Origin of the sequence: Mesorhizobium sp. C264A, assembly GCF_040324515.1 — a bacterium.
In the GTDB taxonomy this organism is placed as follows: domain Bacteria; phylum Pseudomonadota; class Alphaproteobacteria; order Rhizobiales; family Rhizobiaceae; genus Mesorhizobium.
In genome coordinates this window covers 1,835,748-1,853,751 of record NZ_JAMYVY010000002.1, presented here as the reverse complement: position 1 = coordinate 1,853,751, position 18,004 = coordinate 1,835,748, and the positions used below count along the sequence as shown (strand labels likewise).

Annotated in this window: 17 protein-coding genes; 5 read left to right on the top strand and 12 right to left on the bottom strand. The window is 63.6% G+C overall.

Annotated features, from left to right (window positions below; genetic code table 11):
* The first annotated feature begins 90 nt into the window (after window positions 1–90).
* Complete coding sequence (locus NKL04_RS28080; RefSeq protein ID WP_023684007.1) at window positions 91–1,008, top strand: polyprenyl synthetase family protein; 918 nt, start codon at window positions 91–93, stop codon at window positions 1,006–1,008.
* A 97-nt stretch (window positions 1,009–1,105) separates the two neighbouring features.
* Here NKL04_RS28080 and NKL04_RS28075 read toward each other — a convergent pair whose 3' ends face one another.
* Window positions 1,106–2,107: an NADP-dependent oxidoreductase gene (locus tag NKL04_RS28075; protein ID WP_023702756.1), complete on the bottom strand. Its 1,002-nt coding sequence runs from the start codon at window positions 2,105–2,107 to the stop codon at window positions 1,106–1,108.
* Window positions 2,108–2,175: 68 nt separating this feature from the next.
* Entirely contained in the window at window positions 2,176–2,991 is an 816-nt protein-coding gene (locus tag NKL04_RS28070) for an oxidoreductase (protein WP_031209838.1), read from the bottom strand.
* A 102-nt stretch (window positions 2,992–3,093) separates the two neighbouring features.
* Between NKL04_RS28070 and NKL04_RS28065 the strand changes: the two genes are divergently transcribed.
* On the top strand, window positions 3,094–3,678 hold the full coding sequence (locus tag NKL04_RS28065) for a TetR/AcrR family transcriptional regulator (protein ID WP_023702758.1): 585 nt from the start codon (window positions 3,094–3,096) through the stop codon (window positions 3,676–3,678).
* Between the two features lie 114 nt (window positions 3,679–3,792).
* On the opposite strand, the gene NKL04_RS28060 is transcribed toward NKL04_RS28065, so the two are convergent.
* The 6 genes from NKL04_RS28060 to NKL04_RS28035 form a co-directional block, all read right to left on the bottom strand.
* Window positions 3,793–4,650, bottom strand: a complete 858-nt coding sequence (locus NKL04_RS28060; protein WP_023702759.1) for a sigma-70 family RNA polymerase sigma factor — start codon at window positions 4,648–4,650, stop codon at window positions 3,793–3,795.
* Complete coding sequence (locus NKL04_RS28055) at window positions 4,650–5,123, bottom strand: carboxymuconolactone decarboxylase family protein (RefSeq protein WP_023673089.1); 474 nt, start codon at window positions 5,121–5,123, stop codon at window positions 4,650–4,652. Before NKL04_RS28055 ends, NKL04_RS28060 begins: the two co-directional genes overlap by 1 nt.
* A 98-nt stretch (window positions 5,124–5,221) precedes the next feature.
* Entirely contained in the window at window positions 5,222–6,322 is a 1,101-nt protein-coding gene (locus NKL04_RS28050; RefSeq protein ID WP_023715038.1) for an ABC transporter ATP-binding protein, read from the bottom strand.
* A gap of 14 nt (window positions 6,323–6,336) precedes the next feature.
* Window positions 6,337–8,541 (bottom strand): ABC transporter permease, encoded by a 2,205-nt coding sequence (locus tag NKL04_RS28045; RefSeq protein WP_245271474.1) that lies wholly within the window; start codon window positions 8,539–8,541, stop codon window positions 6,337–6,339.
* Window positions 8,542–8,632: 91 nt separating this feature from the next.
* The gene (locus NKL04_RS28040; RefSeq protein ID WP_023706271.1) at window positions 8,633–9,658 is read right to left on the bottom strand and encodes an ABC transporter substrate-binding protein; all 1,026 of its coding nucleotides are present in this window, start codon (window positions 9,656–9,658) and stop codon (window positions 8,633–8,635) included.
* Window positions 9,659–9,719: 61 nt separating this feature from the next.
* Window positions 9,720–10,553: an inositol monophosphatase family protein gene (locus tag NKL04_RS28035; RefSeq protein WP_050587730.1), complete on the bottom strand. Its 834-nt coding sequence runs from the start codon at window positions 10,551–10,553 to the stop codon at window positions 9,720–9,722.
* A gap of 218 nt (window positions 10,554–10,771) precedes the next feature.
* Between NKL04_RS28035 and NKL04_RS28030 the strand changes: the two genes are divergently transcribed.
* The 3 genes from NKL04_RS28030 (at window position 10,772) to NKL04_RS28020 (ending at window position 14,466) form a co-directional block, all read left to right on the top strand.
* Window positions 10,772–11,791 carry a LacI family DNA-binding transcriptional regulator gene (locus NKL04_RS28030; RefSeq protein WP_031195645.1) on the top strand — a complete coding sequence of 340 codons (1,020 nt, stop codon included), beginning with the start codon at window positions 10,772–10,774 and terminating at the stop codon, window positions 11,789–11,791.
* 37 nt (window positions 11,792–11,828) lie between these two features.
* Entirely contained in the window at window positions 11,829–12,014 is a 186-nt protein-coding gene (locus NKL04_RS28025; RefSeq protein ID WP_023702763.1) for a hypothetical protein, read from the top strand.
* Between the two features lie 85 nt (window positions 12,015–12,099).
* Entirely contained in the window at window positions 12,100–14,466 is a 2,367-nt protein-coding gene (locus NKL04_RS28020; protein ID WP_352724695.1) for a response regulator, read from the top strand.
* On the opposite strand, the gene NKL04_RS28015 is transcribed toward NKL04_RS28020, so the two are convergent.
* From NKL04_RS28015 to NKL04_RS28000, 4 genes are all read right to left on the bottom strand, one after another.
* Window positions 14,442–15,194 carry a Stf0 family sulfotransferase gene (locus NKL04_RS28015; protein WP_023702766.1) on the bottom strand — a complete coding sequence of 251 codons (753 nt, stop codon included), beginning with the start codon at window positions 15,192–15,194 and terminating at the stop codon, window positions 14,442–14,444. The genes NKL04_RS28020 and NKL04_RS28015 overlap by 25 nt on opposite strands.
* Before the next feature lie 79 nt (window positions 15,195–15,273).
* Entirely contained in the window at window positions 15,274–16,410 is a 1,137-nt protein-coding gene (locus NKL04_RS28010) for a sterol desaturase family protein (RefSeq protein WP_023702767.1), read from the bottom strand.
* Between the two features lie 167 nt (window positions 16,411–16,577).
* The gene (locus NKL04_RS28005; RefSeq protein WP_023702768.1) at window positions 16,578–17,129 is read right to left on the bottom strand and encodes a chloramphenicol phosphotransferase CPT family protein; all 552 of its coding nucleotides are present in this window, start codon (window positions 17,127–17,129) and stop codon (window positions 16,578–16,580) included.
* A 14-nt stretch (window positions 17,130–17,143) separates the two neighbouring features.
* Window positions 17,144–18,004: a lytic transglycosylase domain-containing protein gene (locus NKL04_RS28000; RefSeq protein WP_031209840.1), complete on the bottom strand. Its 861-nt coding sequence runs from the start codon at window positions 18,002–18,004 to the stop codon at window positions 17,144–17,146.

Below are 18,004 nucleotides of genomic sequence, written 5' to 3'. Positions count from 1 at the left end.
GCCGCCCCCACCCGCGCCACTCTCCCGCCTCCGGCATAATGGCGCGAGGCTTCTTGCGCAACGTCTGAGTGTCGGCTACCGCTCCCGGCCATGACGAAAGACGAGCAATTGGCCTTTGAGGCCGCACTTCTGGGGCGGGCGGCGGCGATCGAGGCCGGGCTCAGGCTGCTGCTCGACGGCCGCACGCTTGCCGGCGAGATCGCCCGACCGGAGCGTCTGATGGCGGCCATGCGCCATGGCGTGCTGAACGGCGGCAAGCGGCTGCGCCCCTTCCTGGTCATGGAAAGTGCCGCCCTTTTTGGCGCCGATGGCGAGGCGGCGATGCGCGTGGCGGCGGCGCTCGAATGCGTGCATTGCTATTCGCTGATCCATGACGATCTGCCTGCCATGGACGACGACGATCTGCGCCGCGGCCAGCCGACCGTGCACAAGGCCTTCGATGAAGCCACCGCCATCCTTGCCGGCGATGCGCTTCTGACGCTTGCCTTCGATGTCCTCGCCGATGAGGCGACGGCGCTGCCGGCGGAGCGCAGGGCGGCGCTGGTGCTGGCGCTGGCGCGCGCGGCCGGCACTGGGGGCATGGTCGGCGGGCAGACGCTCGATCTCGAAGCCGAGCGCAGCAGGCCGGACGAAGCCGGCATTATCCGGCTGCAGGCGATGAAAACCGGCGCGCTGATCCGCTTCGCCTGCGAAGCCGGCGCGATCATTGCCGGCGCCGCACCGCAGGACCGCGACCGGCTGGCCGAATTCGGCTCGGCGGTCGGGCTTGCCTTCCAGCTTGCCGACGACCTGCTCGACCTGACCGCCGATGCCAGCCAGATGGGCAAGGCGACCGGCAAGGACGCAGCCGCCGGCAAGGCGACGCTGGTGGCGCTGCATGGCGCGAACTGGGCGCGCAGCCAGCTCCATGGGCTGGTCAAGCAGGCCCATGAATTGCTCGAGCCTTACGGCGGACAGGCAGCCTTGCTGAAGGCAGCGGCAAGCTTCGTTGCAATCCGCAACAACTGAGGTTTGGGCGATCGGATGCCGAACCGTTTTCGGAATTTGTCGGCCTTGCGCTGCCTTGCTTTGGTGTCTCTCAAATGCCCCAAAGCAACTGGGCGCGCTATCTGACCTTGACGACGACCTTGCCCTTGGCGCGTCCTGTTTCGACGTAAGCCAGCGCCTCATTGGTCGCTTCAAAAGGAAAGACCCTGTCGACGACCGGGCGAATCGCCCCATCTTCGATGAGGGACGTGATTTTGCTCAGTTGCTCACCTTGCGCCGACATGAACAGGAACGAAAATCCCACGCCCCGGCGCTTGGCTTTGGTCCTGATACCACGGCTCAGCAGCCGCAGCAGCAGCCTTAGCACCACGTTCAGTCCCTGTTTCCTGGCAAATTCGGGATCCGGAGGACCGGAAATCGAGATGAGCTTCCCACCCGGTTTCAGCACAGTCAGGGATTTCTCAAGCGTCTTGGCGTCCTGGCTGTTCAGGACGACGTCGTAGCCCGACAGGATTTTCTCGAAGTCGTCCTTCCTGTAGTCGACGACGACATCGGCGCCGAGATCCCTGACCAGATCGTTGCTTGCCGCGCCCGCTGTTGTCGCAACGATCGCGCCGAGGTGCTTTGCCAACTGGATGGCGAATGTCCCCACGCCGCCGGAGCCAGCCTGGATGAAGATCTTCTGGCCTGTCTTCAGACCCGCCCTCTCGATGAGAGCCTGCCAGGCGGTCAGACCGACCAGCGGGATCGAGGCCGCCTCTTCCATGCTGAGGTTCGCCGGCTTCAGCGCCACGTCGGCTTCATCGATTGCGATGAATTCGGCGAATGTCCCGATCCGGCCGTCGCGCGGCCGCGCATAGACGGCGTCGCTGGGTTTGAATTTGCGGACTTTCGAGCCCACCCTGACAACCCTCCCGGCAACGTCGTGACCGAGGATGAAGGGCCGGCGATAGGGAAGGACGAGTTTGAATTCGCCGGTCCTGATTTTGGAATCCAGCAGGTTCACCCCGGCGGCATGGACCTCGACCAGGACGTCATTGTCCAGCAGCTCCGGCTCCGGCATCTCGGCCAGCCGCAAAATGCCTTTCTTGTTATATTTATCGACAACGAATGCCTTCATGGCAGTGACTTTCTGAGAGTGTCCGTTGGTGTGCCGTTTGTGTGTGAAATTCTCCGTCCCGCCGTTGTTCAGACCGGCAGGCGGAACTGCTTGCGCAAGGTCTTGTCGAACATCCCCGCGGGGGCGAAGCGGCGCAGCAGGCTGACCTGGCGCGCTGCCTTCCCTGCGGTATAGCGCCGTCGCGGACGGGCGTCGGTCGCTGCCTTGACGACCACATCCGCCACCACTTCCGGCCGATCGGCTTTGGGCATCACATCGGCAAGCAGCGCCTTGAGACCGGCGCGCGCCTGATCGTAGTCCTTCAACAGGGAATCCGGCTCGATGCCGTTCTGGTCGAAGACGGTGCGCACGAATGCCGGCTCGATGACCGAGACGCGAATGTTGAAGGCGCGAACCTCATGATCGAGCGATTCCGAATAGCCCTCCAGCGCGTGCTTGACCGCCGAGTAGTGCGCTGAGTATGGCGCAGGCACCAATCCTAGAATCGAGCCGATGTTGACGATGCGCCCTTGGCCGCGGCGCCGCATCGACGGCAACACCGCATTGGTCATGCGCATGACGCCGAACAGATTGACGTCGAACAGAACCTGCACCTGTGCGACCGAAGATTCCTCGGCGCCGCCAAGCAGGCCGACACCGGCATTGTTCACCAGCAGATCGATACGACCGGTCTGGGCCAGCACGGTTGCAACGAGGGCGCTGACGGACTCCCCGTCGGTCACGTCGCAGGTCAGCATGGACACCTTAGCCGGGCCGTTGCCGGCCTTGCTGCGGCTTGTCCCGAAGACGGTATACCCCGCCCGCGCCGAGGCCTCGGCAGTGGCGCGGCCGATGCCCGAAGAGGCTCCGGTCACGACTGCGGTTCTTCCCGAAAGGGTACTCATTTGATACTCCACAGACATGAGGGCTAGCTTTTTGCCGTTGATTGAGTTATGATCGTAATATCACATTACACCTATAATGCAATAGCAGAAAGGAAGAGCGCCATGCGCTACGAAAAGGGCCGAAAGGAAGCCTCTCGCGATCGCATCGTCGAGGTCGCAGCCCAGCGTTTTCGCGGTGACGGCATCGCCGCGTCCGGACTGGCAGCCATCATGGGCGACGCCGGACTGACGAACGGAGCCTTCTATCCGCATTTCCAGTCCAAGGCGGAGCTTGTGCGTGAAAGCCTTGTAGCGGCACTGGAGAGCCAGTCGCAGCAACTGCAGGAGGTATTGGCAGCCGGTGGTCCGGAGATGGGCATAGCGGCGTATCTGTCAGCTGAGCACCGGGACAATCCGGGAGCCGGCTGCGCGTCGGCCGCCCTGTTGCCGGAACTCGCGCGTCAGCCGCCCGAAACGCGCCAAGTCTATACCGAACGCTTGCTGGTTCTGGTGCGCCAGTTGTCTGCAGTACTTCCGCAGACCAAGGACCCGGAAGCCGCCGCCCTGGGCGTTTTTGCGACCCTCATAGGCACGCTTCAGCTGGCCCGCGCGGCAGCGGGGACGGAATTGTCGGATCGCATCCTTGCGGCAGGAGCAGACGCCGCGCGCAGCCTGATCCAGCCACGTGACGGCGAGAAGGCATCCTAGAGGTCGGTGGCGGCAGCGGCAAAGGGCCCTGACATCGTCCTGCGGGTCGCACACAGGAAAGGCCGGCCTTTGGAGGCAGGCCGAACCGCTATTTCGCCCGATTCAATCTCAGGTCTAGTGCAGATGCCTGAGCTTGTCGGGATTGCGCATGACATAGACGGCCGCGATCTTGCCGTCCTCGATGTCAAGCGCGGTGGTCTGCAATTCGCCATCGGCCTCCCGCGTGACGAACCCCGGCAGGCCATTGACGAAGCCGACGCGCACCAGCGTCGAGCGATTGTCGCGCAGCCAGGCCGCGACTTGCGCGTATTGCTTCATGACGGCGTCGAAGCCCAGCACCGGCGCCAAAGCCGCCGGACGCTTGCCGCCGCCATCGGCATGAGCGCTGACATCTTCCGTCAGCAGCGCGCCGAGCGCCTGCATGTCGCCGCTGCGCGATGCCGCGTAAAAGGCTTCGGCGATCTCCAGGCCACGCTGCTTCTCCACCTTGAAGCGGGGCCGCGCCTCGCGGACATGGCCCCGTGCGCGAGCGGCAAGCTGGCGGCAGGCGGCTGAATCGCGCTCGATGGCGGTCGCGACCTCCTCGAATTCCAGCCCGAACACATCGTGCAGGAGAAAGGCCGCCCGCTCGAGCGGCGAAAGCCGCTCCAGCGCCAACATCAGCGGCAAGGTGACATCTTCAAGATCGTCCTCTTCGACGATCGGCTCGGGCAGCCAAGGGCCGATATAGGTCTCGCGCTGGCGCCGCGTGGATTTGAGCTGGTCAAGGCAAAGCCGCGTCACCGTGCGGCGCAGGAACGCTTCTGGCTCACGAACCTGCGAGCGGTCGGTCCCCATCCAGCGGATGAAGGCATCCTGCACGACATCCTCGGCGTCGCTCACCGAGCCCAGCATGCGATAGGCGACCCGCATCAGCTTCGGACGCAGCGGGCCGAAGCCCGCTGCCGCGTCGTCGGGTGCCGTCGCCGTCATCAGGCCGCCTTGGCGCTGGCGCGTATCGTTGCTGCGTCGGTGTAGAGCCCGAAGCCAACGGCGATGCGGTTCCAGCCATTGATGATGTTGATCAAAACGGTGAGCTTCACCTGCTCCTCCTCGGTGAAATGCGCCTTAAGATCATCATAGGCGCTTTCGCGGTCCTGTCCTTCCGAGAGGCGCGTCAGCGCATCGGTCCAGCCGAGCGCAGCACGCTCGCGGTCGCTGTAGCAGGGCGCTTCGCGCCAGGCCGGCAGCAGATAGATGCGCTGCTCGGTCTCGCCATTCTCGCGCGCTTCGGTGGCATGCAGATTGATGCAGTTGGCGCAGCCATTGATCTGCGACGCCCGAAGCTTCACCAGCTCGTTGAGGCTGTGCTCGAGCCCGGCGGCGACGGAGAGTTCGGTCGATGCGCGCTGCCACTGCTTGATCAGCGCAGGGGCGGCGGCGAAGAGGTCGATTTTGGCAGTCATGATTGCAGTCCTTGTGTTGGGTACGCCATCATGACGAGGCAGGTCCGGCCGGTGTGACATTCAGGCTGGATTTTTTCGAAGGTGCTTTCCCGGCGCGTTCAATCGTCTTTGATCAGCACGATCTTCGCCGGATCGAAATCGATCCCGACCATCGTCCCTTCCGCCACGGCGGGTGTGACATCAGGCGATGTCGCGAACAGTTCGACCGCTGGATCGCTGATCGCGATGCGGTATTCCATGTGGTCGCCGAGATACGAGCTCTTGACCACCTGGCCCTTCATGGTGCCCGCTGGCTGGCCGGGCAAGATTCGCACGGCATTCGGGCGCACAGCGAGCATCGCCGGTCCCGGAGCGTTACCGCGACCCGGCATGTCGAGCAGCAAGGGTCCGACCTTGACCCTTGCACTGGTCGCATTGCTGGAAAGCACCTCGACGTCGAGCAGATTGGCGTCGCCCATAAAGTCGGCGATGAAACGGTTGGTCGGCTCGTTGTAGAGGTCGCGCGGCGTGCCGTCCTGGGCGACGCGAGCGGCGTTCATGACGATGATGCGGTCGGAGACGGCGAGCGCCTCTTCCTGGTCATGCGTGACATAGACCATGGTCAGCGCCAGATCTTGCTGCAGGCCGCGGATTTCGTCGCGCACCCGCCGGCGCAGCTTGGCGTCGAGATTGGACAGCGGCTCGTCGAACAGCAGCACCTTCGGCTCCAGTACGATGGCGCGCGCCACCGCGACGCGCTGCTGCTGGCCGCCGGACAATTCGCTCGGCTGGCGCTTCTCGTAGCCGGACAGGCCGACAAGCGACAGCTTTTCGGCGGCGCGCTCGGCTGCCTGCGCCTTGCCAAGCCCCATCGCCCGCAGGCCGTAGCTAACATTCTCCATCACGTTCATATGCGGAAACAGCGCATAGGACTGGAACACCATGGAGACATCGCGCTCGGCGGCGGACAGCAAGGTGACGTCCTTGTCGTCGATCAGGATGCGCCCGGTGCTGGTCTGTTCCAGCCCGGCGATCAGCCTGAGCGTCGTGGTCTTGCCGCAACCCGAGGGCCCGAGCAGCGTCACCAGGCTGGCCGGCGCGATGTCGAAGCTGACGTTGTCGACGGCGATCACCGCGCCATATTTCTTGGTGACGCCCTCGAACCGCACCGCTGGCCTGTCCGTCGCAACCGGGGCAGCAGTCTTCGCCGTCTGATCCACGCCGCTTCTCCCCATCAGATTGCTGCCACAACGGCTTCCGGACCAGGCCGGCGCCGGCCGAGCCGGCGTTCGCCGACCAGCAGCTGGATGCCGATCAGGATGACCATCATGACGACGATCATCACCGCCGAATAGACAATCGCGATGCCGTATTCGCCGACATCTGCGCGCCCGACAATGTAGACCGTGGCAAGGTTGAACCGGCCGCTCGCCAGGAAGATGACGGCGCTGACCGCCGTCACCGCGCGCACGAAACTGTAGATCATCGCGGTCACGATCGCCGGCTTCAGGATCGGCAGGATCACCCGCCGCAAGGTAGCAAAAGACCGCGCCCCAAGCGTCAGCGATGCCTCGTCCAGGCTCTTGTCGATCTGGCCCAGATTGGCGAGCCCGGCACGGATCGCCACTGGCATGTTACGGAAGATGAAGGAGATGACGATGATCAACCCGGTACCGGTCAACTGCACCGGCGGCACGTTGAAGGCAAGGATATAGCTGACGCCGATCACCGTGCCGGGAATGGCGAAACTCATCATGGCCAGGAACTCGAACATGGTACGCCCGGCGAAACGCTGCCGGTCGAGCAGATAGGCCGTCAGGATGCCGAGCGCCGCGGTGAACGGCATCGCCACCAGCGCAAGGCCGATGGTCATCAGCAGCGACGGCCAGGCCGAGCCGCTGAAAAACCAGCCATTGACGCCTTTCTCGATCGAAAAGGCGGTGAGGAAATATTGGAGCGTCGGCGTGTTGTCGCGCCCGATCGATTGCACGAAACCGCCGCCCAGGATGATGCCGTAGACCACGATGGTCAGAACCAGCCACGGAACGACGGCGGCGTAGCAGCCGATCCGCAAGGCCTTGGGCAGCGTCGCCGGTACGCCGCCATCGCCCTTGCCTGCGACGGTGACGTAGCTGCGGCTGCCGATCCAGCGGCGCTGGATGACGAAGGCTGCCAGCGTGAACATCAACAGCACGATCGCCAGCACCGCCGCGCGACCCTGGTCGTGCGCCGCGCCAACCACCGCGAAGAATATATCGGTCGACAGCACGTTGAAATTGCCTCCCAGCACCAGCGGATTGGCGAAATCGGCCATGCTCTCGATGAACGAGATCAGGAAGGCGCTGGCCAGGCCCGGCCGGATCAACGGCCAGGTGACGGTGCGAAACGTCCGCCAGCGGCTGGCGCGCAAGGTCTGCGACGCCTCCTCCATGCTCGGGCTGACCCCTTGCAGCACGCCGACCAAAACCAGGAAGGCGATCGGCGTTAAGGCCAGCACCTGCGCGATGGTGATGCCGGCCATGCCATAGATCCAGCGGCTGCGCGGAATGCCGAGATGCACCGACATGAGGTTGGTGACGATGCCGGCGCGGCCGAACAGCAGGATCAGCGCCAGGCCGATGACGAAGGGCGGCGTGATGATCGGCAGGATGGACAGGCCGCGCAGCAACCATTTGGCCGGCAGCTTGGTGCGTAGCGCGATCAGCGCCAGCGCTAGGCCGAGCGCCGTGCAGAAAAAGCCGACGAGGACTGCGATCGCCACCGTGTTCCACGCCACGCCGCAGGAGCCCTCGCCATAGAGGCAGCGCAGGCTCCATATGTTGGCGCTAAAGATCTTATCGAAGAACAGCGCCGGCACGACATTGCCGTCATTGTCCTTGATGGCCGAGGTGAGGATCGACAGCAGCGGATAGGCGACGAACAGGATCAGCGAAGCAATCACGATTGAGAGCGAGCCGACGACGAAACGGTCGCCCTTGCACCATCCCCGCGCGGCGAGCGCCTCGGCGATGAACATCAGCATCGCCACGGCATAGAGCGCCGCGCCCCAGCCAAGCCCCGGCTGCATCGGTCCCGGCGTGCCGGCGATCCGGGTAAGCAAGCCAAATCCCCAGCCCGAATGGATGATGGAAAAGCCTTCGATGGCCAGCCACAGCAGGCCCGCCGCGCCTGCAACCGCAAGGCTCTTGGGGTTATTGCGCGCCACCAGCCTGCTCGCCAGCAGAAGCGGCAGGACAAGCGGCAACAGCCAGGGCCGGCCACCGAGCGCCAGGATGATGGCCGGTGTCGCATCCGCCGGCTGTGCCAGCCAGTCGAACGACAGGAAGCCGCCTTCGACCTTGTACCAAGGCAAGAGCACGAAGCTCGCCCACGCGGCCATTACCCAGGCGAGCGCGCTGCGTCCAGGAGCGGAACTGACCATGGAACCGGCCGCGGCCATTCAATGTCTTTCTGTTGCCAAAGGATGGTGCGCCGGCTGCCGCGAAGGGCAGCCGGCGATCAGATGCTAGAGTGAGCGCAAAAGAACGCGCTCAGCCGCCATTGCGGACCTCGTCGGTGAACTTCTTCAACAGTCGCTTGCGTTCGGCCGACGAGCCGTATTTGGCGAAGTCGTAGTCGATCAGCTTGATCTTCGAGAGGTCCGGCGCCTCGGGCGGCACCGGCGTGGCGGTGTTCGACGGGATCTGGAAGCTGCCGTTCGGCGCCGCGAGCTTCTGCGCATCCGGGCTCAGCGCCCAGTCGTAGAATTTCTGCGCCTCTTCGACATGCTTGGCGCCCGTCACGATGCTCATCGAGCCGATCTCGAAGCCGGTGCCCTCGCAAGGCGAAACCACCTTCACCGCCGGGTTCTGCTTGGCCGCGTTGATGACGTCGTGCTGGAAGGAGATGCCGATCAGCGTCTCGCCCTTGCCGACGGCGAGTGCCGGCGCGGCCCCTGCCTTGGTGTATTCGGCGATGTTCTTGTTGAGCTGCTTGAGATAGTCGAATGCCTTGTCCTCGCCCATCAGCTGGACGATGGTGGCAAGCATGGTCCAGGCCGTGCCCGATGAATTCGGGTCGGCCATCTCGATCTCGCCCTGGAATTCCGGCTTGACCAGATCGGCCCAGCACGCCGGCGCGGTCAGCCCGCGCTGCTTCAGATCTTCCTCATTATAGCCGTAACCGAGCGCACCGAGATAAATGCCGACCGTGCGGTTCTTCGACCTGTCGGCCTGCTTCAGCGCCCAGTCGCGCAAGTTTGCCAGTTGCGGCGACTTGTATTCCTGGGTGAGGCCCTCTTCCGCCGCCTGCAGATGCGGGTCGCCGGTGCCGCCCCACCAGATATCGGCTTGCGGATTGTCCTTCTCGGCCCGGAGGCGGGCGTAGATTTCGCCGGCGCTCATGCGGGTCATGTCGACGCTGACGCCCGTCTCCTTCTGGTAGGTGGTCGCCATCGCCCGGCACCAGGCCTCGTCGACGGCGCAATACATTGTGAGGCTGCGGTCGGCCGCCTGGGCGGCACTCGCCAATCCGAACATGGCCAGCGCCGCGCCAAGGCCAAGCCAGGCGGCGCGCAAGCCTTGCTTACTGTCAAATGTCTTCATCGATATTCCTCCCTGTCTTCTCACTGGAAACGATCTACCCGTCGTCGAGCGGCACTCCGATCACCTGGGACAATGTCGCCGCAACGCCGGGTGCTGCCGCTAGCACGGGATTGCCCTTCGCCATGCCGTCGCCGTCGAGGAACCGGTTCACACGGCCGCCGGCCTCCTCCACCAGCAGCAATCCGGCCAGGCAGTCCCACGAATTGATGTGCAGCTCGGCATAGGCATCCGAGCGGCCGTCGGCCACATAGGCCAGCCCAAGCGCTCCGGAGCCGGAGCGCCGCACATTGGCGCCGAGTGCCCAGACAAGGCTCACCTTGTCCAGATAGTCGCGATTGGGAATCCTGGGCGACCAGCCGAACTCGACAAAGGCGCGGTCGAACGCTTGCGTCGGCGACACATGGATCGGCGCGCCATTGCGCGTCGCGCCCTGCCCGCGACGGGCAAAGTACGTTTCGCCGATGGCCGGATTGGCAATGCCGCCGATCTCGCTGCGGCCGTTCTCGACGAAAGCTATCGAAATGCAGAAATGCGGAATACCGCGCATGAAATTGGCGGTGCCGTCGATGGGGTCGACGACCCACATGCGGGCAGAGCCCATGCCACCGCCTTCCTCGCCCAAAAACCCGTCCTGCGGAAAAGCCTCTGCCAGCGTCGCGCGGATGTGCTCCTCGACCTTGCCGTCGGTTTCAGTGAGAAAATCCTGCGGGCCTTTCATCGCCACCGGCTGGACGGCGCCCTGCCGGGCATAGCCTTCCATCGCCAGTTGCCCGGCCGTGACAAGCAGTTTCCGGCAGACCTCGGCACGCCTGTCCATCTCGGCCTTGGACAGCCGGTCCGCCTTCGGATGCGCCGCCGCCCTGCTCATGCAGCCGGTCCGGACAATCGCGCCCTCAAAGCCGTCTTCGGCGAAATGGACAGGGTATTCCTCCGATGCCACTCTTGAGCCGGCTTGTATTGCACGGCTGTGCAAAGCTGTTGCATTCGGCCATGCCTGTCAAGTGCGGTGGGTGGCAATGGCAGGAGAGTTGCATTACATTGCACTGGCGTGCAAAGAATCACGAAAACAGCAGCGAGAGCGTTCGCTTGACGGTTCCGAGAATCCGCACCGGTTTTTCCAGCGCCCAGCAGGTTGCCGACCTCGCCGGGGTTTCACGCTCGGCCGTGTCACGTACCTTCACGCCCGGCGCTTCCGTTTCCGGGGAAACCCGCGAGCGGGTGATGCTGGCGGCCGAGCAACTCGGCTATCACGTCAACCATCTGGCTCGCGGCCTGATGCGGGCTTCGACCGGCATCGTCTGCCTCATCGTTGCCGATGGCGACACGCCCTATCATGCCCGCCTGCAGAAGGCGCTGACCCAACATCTGCGGGACGCCGGCAAAATGGCCATGGTGTTCAACACCTCCGGCCCCAGCCACCATGTCGACCAGGCGCTGCGCAACACGCTGAACTATCGCGCCGATGCGAGCATCGTTCTGTCCGGCTCGCCGCCGCAGTTGCTGATCCGCACCTGTCTTGAGAACGGCCAGCGGCTGGTGCTGATCAATCGCGATGACCGCTTCGACGGCCCGCACAATATCGGTGTCGACAACGCTGCAGCCGCAGAGGCAGCGCTGCATGCCTTCATCCGGGCCGGCTGTACCCGCCCCGCTTTGGTGACCTCGGCTGCCGGCACGCCCAGCCTGCTCTCCCGCGAAACCGCCTTCCTTACCGCCGCGCAGAAGGAAGGGCTGGAGGTGACCGTGTGGCGCGAGGGCCGCACCGGCTATGCCACCGGAGCCGATGGCGCCAGGCGACTCTTTTCCGGCCGGCAGCGGCCGGATGCGGCGTTCTGCGTGACCGACCTGATTGCGTGCGGCTTTCTCGATGCGGCCCGCCACGAGTTCGGCATCAACGTACCCCGCGATCTCTGCGTCATCGGCTTTGACGACATTGAACAGGCCGACTGGGCCTCTTACCGGCTGACGACGTTCTCGCCGCCGATCGAGGAGATCGCCAGGCGCGCCGTGCGGCTCGCGACCGGCGCGCGGGAGGAGGCTGGCAGCCGCCTGATCTGCCATGCGCCCATGGTCTGGCGCAGCACGGTGAGGCCGGGCCAGGGCTGATGCGAAACATGTGTCGGTCAAGACGGGAAACGTACCGATGTCCAAGAAAAAGGCCAGGAAGACCCGCCAGGCGGCAAGACCGGTGGAGATAGCTGTAGGCCCCGAAATCCGGAGCATGATGCGCAAGTTCGGCCTGACCGAGGAAGAAGCACTGCGCATGATGCGCGAATGCGAAGCCACCCTCTATGGCGCCAACTCCGGGCACGTGCAGCCAGGATCTTGACGGCCCGCCAGGCGCGAACGGAATTTTAATGTAAATCAAGCGTAATCCCGACCGTTAAAATGATGCGTATGTGTTGGGGTTGCGCATGCCGGAATATTCTTTCTTCATCCGCTCGATCCGGATCCGCTACATCTCGGGATTGCTCATCTTTGCGCTGGCTTCCACCGCGGTGATGTTTGCGCTCAATCGCGTCAATTCCTTCCGCCACGACATCGACGCGCTGAGCAGCAATCTCGTCGTCTTCACCCGCGACCTGCGCAACGCCTCCAGCTTTGCCGAAACCGCCAGCACGACCTGGCGCACCGAAACCCGTGACGGCCTTGCCGCCGCCGCGCGCGGCCATTCGCAACGCCTGACCAGCGAGATCGAAACACTGTCCGCGGAGTTGGCCGCGATCAAGCCGAGCCTGTCGGCCAAAACGCTGGACGAACTCTCGTCGGCCGCCGTCAACGGCGACCTGTTCTGGTCGTCGCGCGACATCGTGCGCAACTTCAACCTGATGTCGGCGGCGCAACAGACCGACGAATGGAGTTCGCGCGAAATCCTCAACCAGAACGACCTGTTCGTCCAGCCGATGCTGGTGCGTGTGCGTACCGCCATGGATGGCGAACGCCATCTGGCCGACGCCTCCAGCGACAGGCTGCTGTTGTGGGCAAGCGGCCTTCTGTTCGCGGTTCTTGCCATCGTTGCCCTCTGGATCTTCCGGCCGATGGAAAAGGCGATCCGCCGCGCCTTCACCGAATCCGCCGCATCCTTGTTCAAGGCCGAAGCGGCCGACCGCGCCAAATCGGAATTCCTGGCCAATATGAGCCATGAGATCCGCACGCCGATGAATGGCGTGCTGGGCATGGCCGAACTGCTCGCCAAGACCGAGCTTAACGCGCGCCAGAAGACCTTCACCGAAGTCATCGTCAAGTCCGGCAATGCGCTGCTCACCATCATCAACGACATCCTCGATTTCTCCAAGATCAATGCCGGTCAGCTGACGCTCGATCCTGCACCCTTCCGGCTTGCCGAAGCGGTCGAGGACGTGGCCACACTGGTGTCGGCGCGCGTCGCCGAAAAGAACCTCGAGCTGATCGTGCGTGTCGACCCGCGCCTGCCTGCCCATGTCGTCGGCGATGCCGGACGGTTTCGTCAGATCGTCACCAATCTGCTCGGCAATGCGGTGAAGTTCACCGAGAAGGGCCATGTGCTGATCGATGTCGGCGGCGAGGTGGTCGACGGCATCGTCCAGCTCAAGGTCCGCGTCGAGGACACAGGCATCGGCATTCCTGCCGAGAAGCTCGAGAACGTGTTCGAGAAATTCGCGCAGGTCGACGGCTCGTCGACGCGCCGCCATGAAGGCACCGGCCTCGGCCTTGCCATCGCCGCCCGCCTCATCGACCTGATGGGCGGCAAGATCGGCCTCGAAAGCGAGATCGGCCGCGGCTCGGTGTTCTGGTTCGCCGTGCCGCTGCCGGCGCATCAGCAGGACACGCGCAACGAGATCGTGCCGGTCGATGTCACCGGCGCCCGCGTGCTGGTCATCGACGACAACCCGGTCAACCGCGAGATCTTGCTGGAGCAGCTCAGAAGCTGGAGCTTCGACTGCGCGGCCGCCGAAAGCGGCGCCGTCGGCCTCGCCTTTCTAGACCGGGCCAGCCAACTCGGTGCTGCGGTCGACTGCATCATCCTCGACTACCAGATGCCCGGCATGAACGGCGCCGATGTCGCCAAGGCGATTTCCGCCGACAGCCGTCTCTCCGCCATCCCGGTGGTGCTGCTGACCTCCGTCGACCAGGTCGATTTCGGCAAGATGGTCATCGATTTCGGCATCGCCGCGCATCTCACCAAGCCGGCGCGCTCGGCCATCCTGCTCGGCACCGTCATCTCGGCCATCCAGAAAGCGCGGGCCCAGATCGGCAAGGCCCAGTTCGTTCGCGAGCCTGTCGTTCCGCAGGCGGCACCCGTGACGCCACCCGCCTTCACCGTCATTCGCGGCCCGGCAATTCCGGCGGCCACAGTGCCTGAATCGATCGCCACGCCAAACGGCCCGATCGATATTCTGATCGCCGAGGACAATGACGTGAACCAGCTGGTCTTCGGCCAGATCCTCAATGGGCTTGGCCTCAGCTACCGCATCGCCAGCAATGGCCGCACGGCCGTCGAGATGTACCGGGCGCTGCGGCCGAAGCTGATCCTCATGGACGTCTCCATGCCGGAGATGAACGGCTACGAGGCGACCCGCGCCATCCGGGCGGCGGAGGCAGCGAGTGGCAATCACACACCAATCATCGGCGTCACCGCGCACGCACTGAAGGGCGACCGCGACAAATGTATCGAGTCCGGAATGGACGACTATCTGCCCAAGCCGGTGTCGCCCGACCGCCTCGGCAGCAAGATCGGCACATGGCTCAGCGAAACGGTCGCGGTAAAGAGGCTTGATCAAATCGCCGCGTCCAGACGATAGCGGCGCATCCAGTCCAGACTAATCTCGTCCGAGAGCTTGGCGACGCCAGGCTTTATGTCGGCGGCATTCGGCGCCGGAACACCCAGGGCCTCGCAGATGGATGCCAATGCCGCTGCCGGATCGGCTGACAGGCGCTCATAGCCGATTCGCAGCGGGACGATCCCCTGCTCCGCGAACCAGACGTTCCAGGCCGCGTCATAGGCTTCGAGTTCGGCAAGCTCGCGCTGGATCCGCTTGAAATCGTAGCGGGGTTCCTGCGGCGGTGCGACTCGTTCGATCTCGGTTCCGTCGGGCGCGATGTGCCAAAGCCCGGTCTGCTCGGCCTTGATCAGCGACACCGCCTGCGCCAGCTTGTTTTCGCGCGAAAGATGGATGTAGAGGACCCGCCCGAAGGCCTTTTCAAAGCGTGCTTTGTCCGATGGCAGGTCTGGGTAGATCCGGTCGAGGATGGCCGAGAGTTCACCCAGGTTCTCCCGCATCAGGCGCAAGCCGAAGACGGCTGTTCCGCCCTTTCCCGCGCTGATTGCCGCCTTGAGGTAGGCGACATCGAAGTCATGCGCGCTCATCGTCTCGGGATGCGGCAATTTCCACTCTTCGGCCCATTCCGCCTTGTCCTCCCGCCTATAGAAGGAGTGCGGATCGCCGGCTGTTTTCATCGATGCCAGCAGACCGCACAGCAATGTGCTTCCGGTTCTCGGCGTGCCGCAGATTATGTAGCCGTCACGCATCTGGGGGCTCTGTCGCTTGTCATGGATTGGGCTACCTCGCCAGGCGCGGTGACACGCGCGCTTCGCTAATGGATCCAGTCTAGCCGCGCCGGAAGGGATAGAGGAATTGCTGCCAGTATCCGTTCGGAACGGGATGTCCGTGAATGCCGTAGCCGTTCGGCCAGCGTCCTTCAGGCATATGGTGGGTACCGAACAGCCGGTCGAGCAGCGGGAAATGGATGGCGAAGTTTACGTCGATCGCTTCTTTCTCGAGGCCGTGATGCCAGTGGTGGTAACGCGGCGACACCAGCACCTTTTCGACTGGACCGAAACTGGTTCCGATGTTGGAATGGATGAAAGACGAATAGACGTAGACGATCAATATATACGTCTGGATAGCCGATTCATCGAACCCCAGCACGAACATCGGGGTGGCCGTCAGGCTGCGCAGCACGATGATTTCCAGGAAATGCATGCGCGCACCGGCAATCCAGTCCATCGACTTGGCGGAATGGTGCACGGCATGGAACTTCCACAGCCAGGGAATGCGATGGAAGGCCCGATGCACCCAATACTGGGCAAGGTCGGTCAGGAACATCACCGCCAGCAACTGCACCAGCCACGGCAAGTCGTGGACCCAGGCGCGCACCGAACCAAGGGCGCCCTGTGCATTGACGAAGTTGGACGGCGCCAAGGTCAGGTAGGTCAAAATCTGCACCAGCAGCGATGAGACCAGATAGTAGAACAGGTCCTCGCGCCATTCGTCGCGGAACACGGTCTGATCCTTGTTGCGCGCGAAAAGACGTTCGAGCGGAACGAACAGCACACCCATGAACAGAGCGTTCAGGATGAAGAAATCAAGCCCGAAGAACACCCCTTCGATGTGCAGTTGATGGCGCACCGGAAGCATGCCGACCAGCGACGCCAGCAGCACAGTGAACATCGCTGCCGCGCCGAGCGTCTTTTGCCTGCGCAGCGTCATGCTGAGGATCGCCAGGATATAGCCGGAGATGAGGACGAAATAGAGCACCGGCTTGAAGAACAGCATCTGGTGGATGGGGGCCAGATCCGGCATCGATGTAAGCGACGGGTAGCGCAGCACGATGACCATCAGCAGGGCGGTGACCCCGGCAAGCAAGCCAATCGAGCCGGACAGCCAGCCAGAACCGAACGGCCGTTTGGCGCGAGGCGTTTCAAGTTCACCGACGACGCGTCTAAGGAAATTTGTCACCGGCATGATGTTCCCCCGTTAACGGCCTTCAAAAGGTCTCGCCGGAAATTTCCACCCGTCTTACTACAGCAGGGCTCATAAATATTTAATCGACACGACTTTGCAGGCCAGAGACGGCTATCGGCTTTTGGGGCAATTGGTAAAAGCTGCGATCGTGTCAAAGACACCAGCCACTATAGTCGGAACCTTTCCTGGATGCGAAGGGCGCATTCGAGCGGCGTCAGCCGGCTGGTGTCGACTTCGAGGTCGTAGTCCGTGCCTTTGTGGACGCGCCCATATTGCCAGCGCGCCAGGCCGGGCAGCCTGTCGGCGCGCGCGGCCTCGCGCGCTTCCAGCACCTCCAGCGGCGCCATGACGCCGACCAGATGCAGGTCAAAGCTCGACAGCAACTCGACATACTCCGCTATCTCGTCATTGAAGATCACGTCGTCGACAATGAGATTGTTGCCTTGCCCGGCCATGGCGGCGATGGCATGGCGCATGCCGCGCATGGTTCGCGCGCCGATCGGCCCGCTCCTGATCACCACCGACCGCTTGCCGTCCTCCAGCACCGTCTCAAAGGAAAACCCGTCGGCATGATCCTGCAGCGCCTGCGGCAGCATCTCGAGGAAGGCATCCATCTGGACATGCAGGAAGGGCTCAGCGGTGATCGTCTGCAGCGCCCTGGCGATCGAACTCTTGCCGGCGCTGCCGACGCCATTGAGCAGGACGATTTTGGCCTTCATGTCGCCCCCTCGGCCTACCGGTTGCGCACGACGATGCAGGCGCCGCCGATGCTTTGCAGTTTCTGGCAGATGGCATTGGCAGCAGTGCGGTCGTCGACGCCGATCCTGACGGCATAAATGCCGCGCCGGCCGATCGGCGTGCGCACCCGGCTGACCACCGGATCATGCCCGGACAGCAGGGCCGGGAACCGGCTCCGTACCCGCAGCCACTGATTGATCGCCGCACCCCTGCGGAAATTGCCGGCCACCTGCACGCCCCACGGCTTCACATTGATCGAGGCCATCGCCACGGTTCTCGACATGATCACCGGCAGTTTGCGGCAGGCGACGGCAAAGGTGGTTTTCGCATCGAGCGGCTCAATCGTTCCGGCGTAGGCGCTGTCGGAAAACTTGTCGGCCGGTTCGCCCATGATGTCGAAGACGTAGCTTTCGGTTTCCATCGGCAGGAAACCGCCGGAACTCAGCCAGCGAGAAACGCGGCTCTCGCCGGCATTGTAGGCAGCGGCGGCCAGGCCGAGATTGCCGAAGCCGGTCTTCATTTCGGCGAGGTATTTTGCCGAAGCCGGGATTGCTTGCTCGATGTCGAAGGAATTGGCCAGCCCGCGCATCTTGGCGGTGCCCGGCATGAACTGCGCGATGCCTTCGGCACCGACAGGGCTCACCGCATTGGGGTCGAAGCGGCTTTCCTTCCAGATCAGCCGGGCGAAGTAATCCTTGGGCAGGCCGTTCTGCTCGGCATGCGTTTCGATCAGGTCGCAGACGCGGCCGATCAATCGTTTCGCCGCCGAGCGCGATTGCGGCGGATCGGCCTGGGCGCCGGTCGACCATGACAGACCGCAAAGCAGGATCAGCGTCGCCCTGAGGAAACGCCGCAT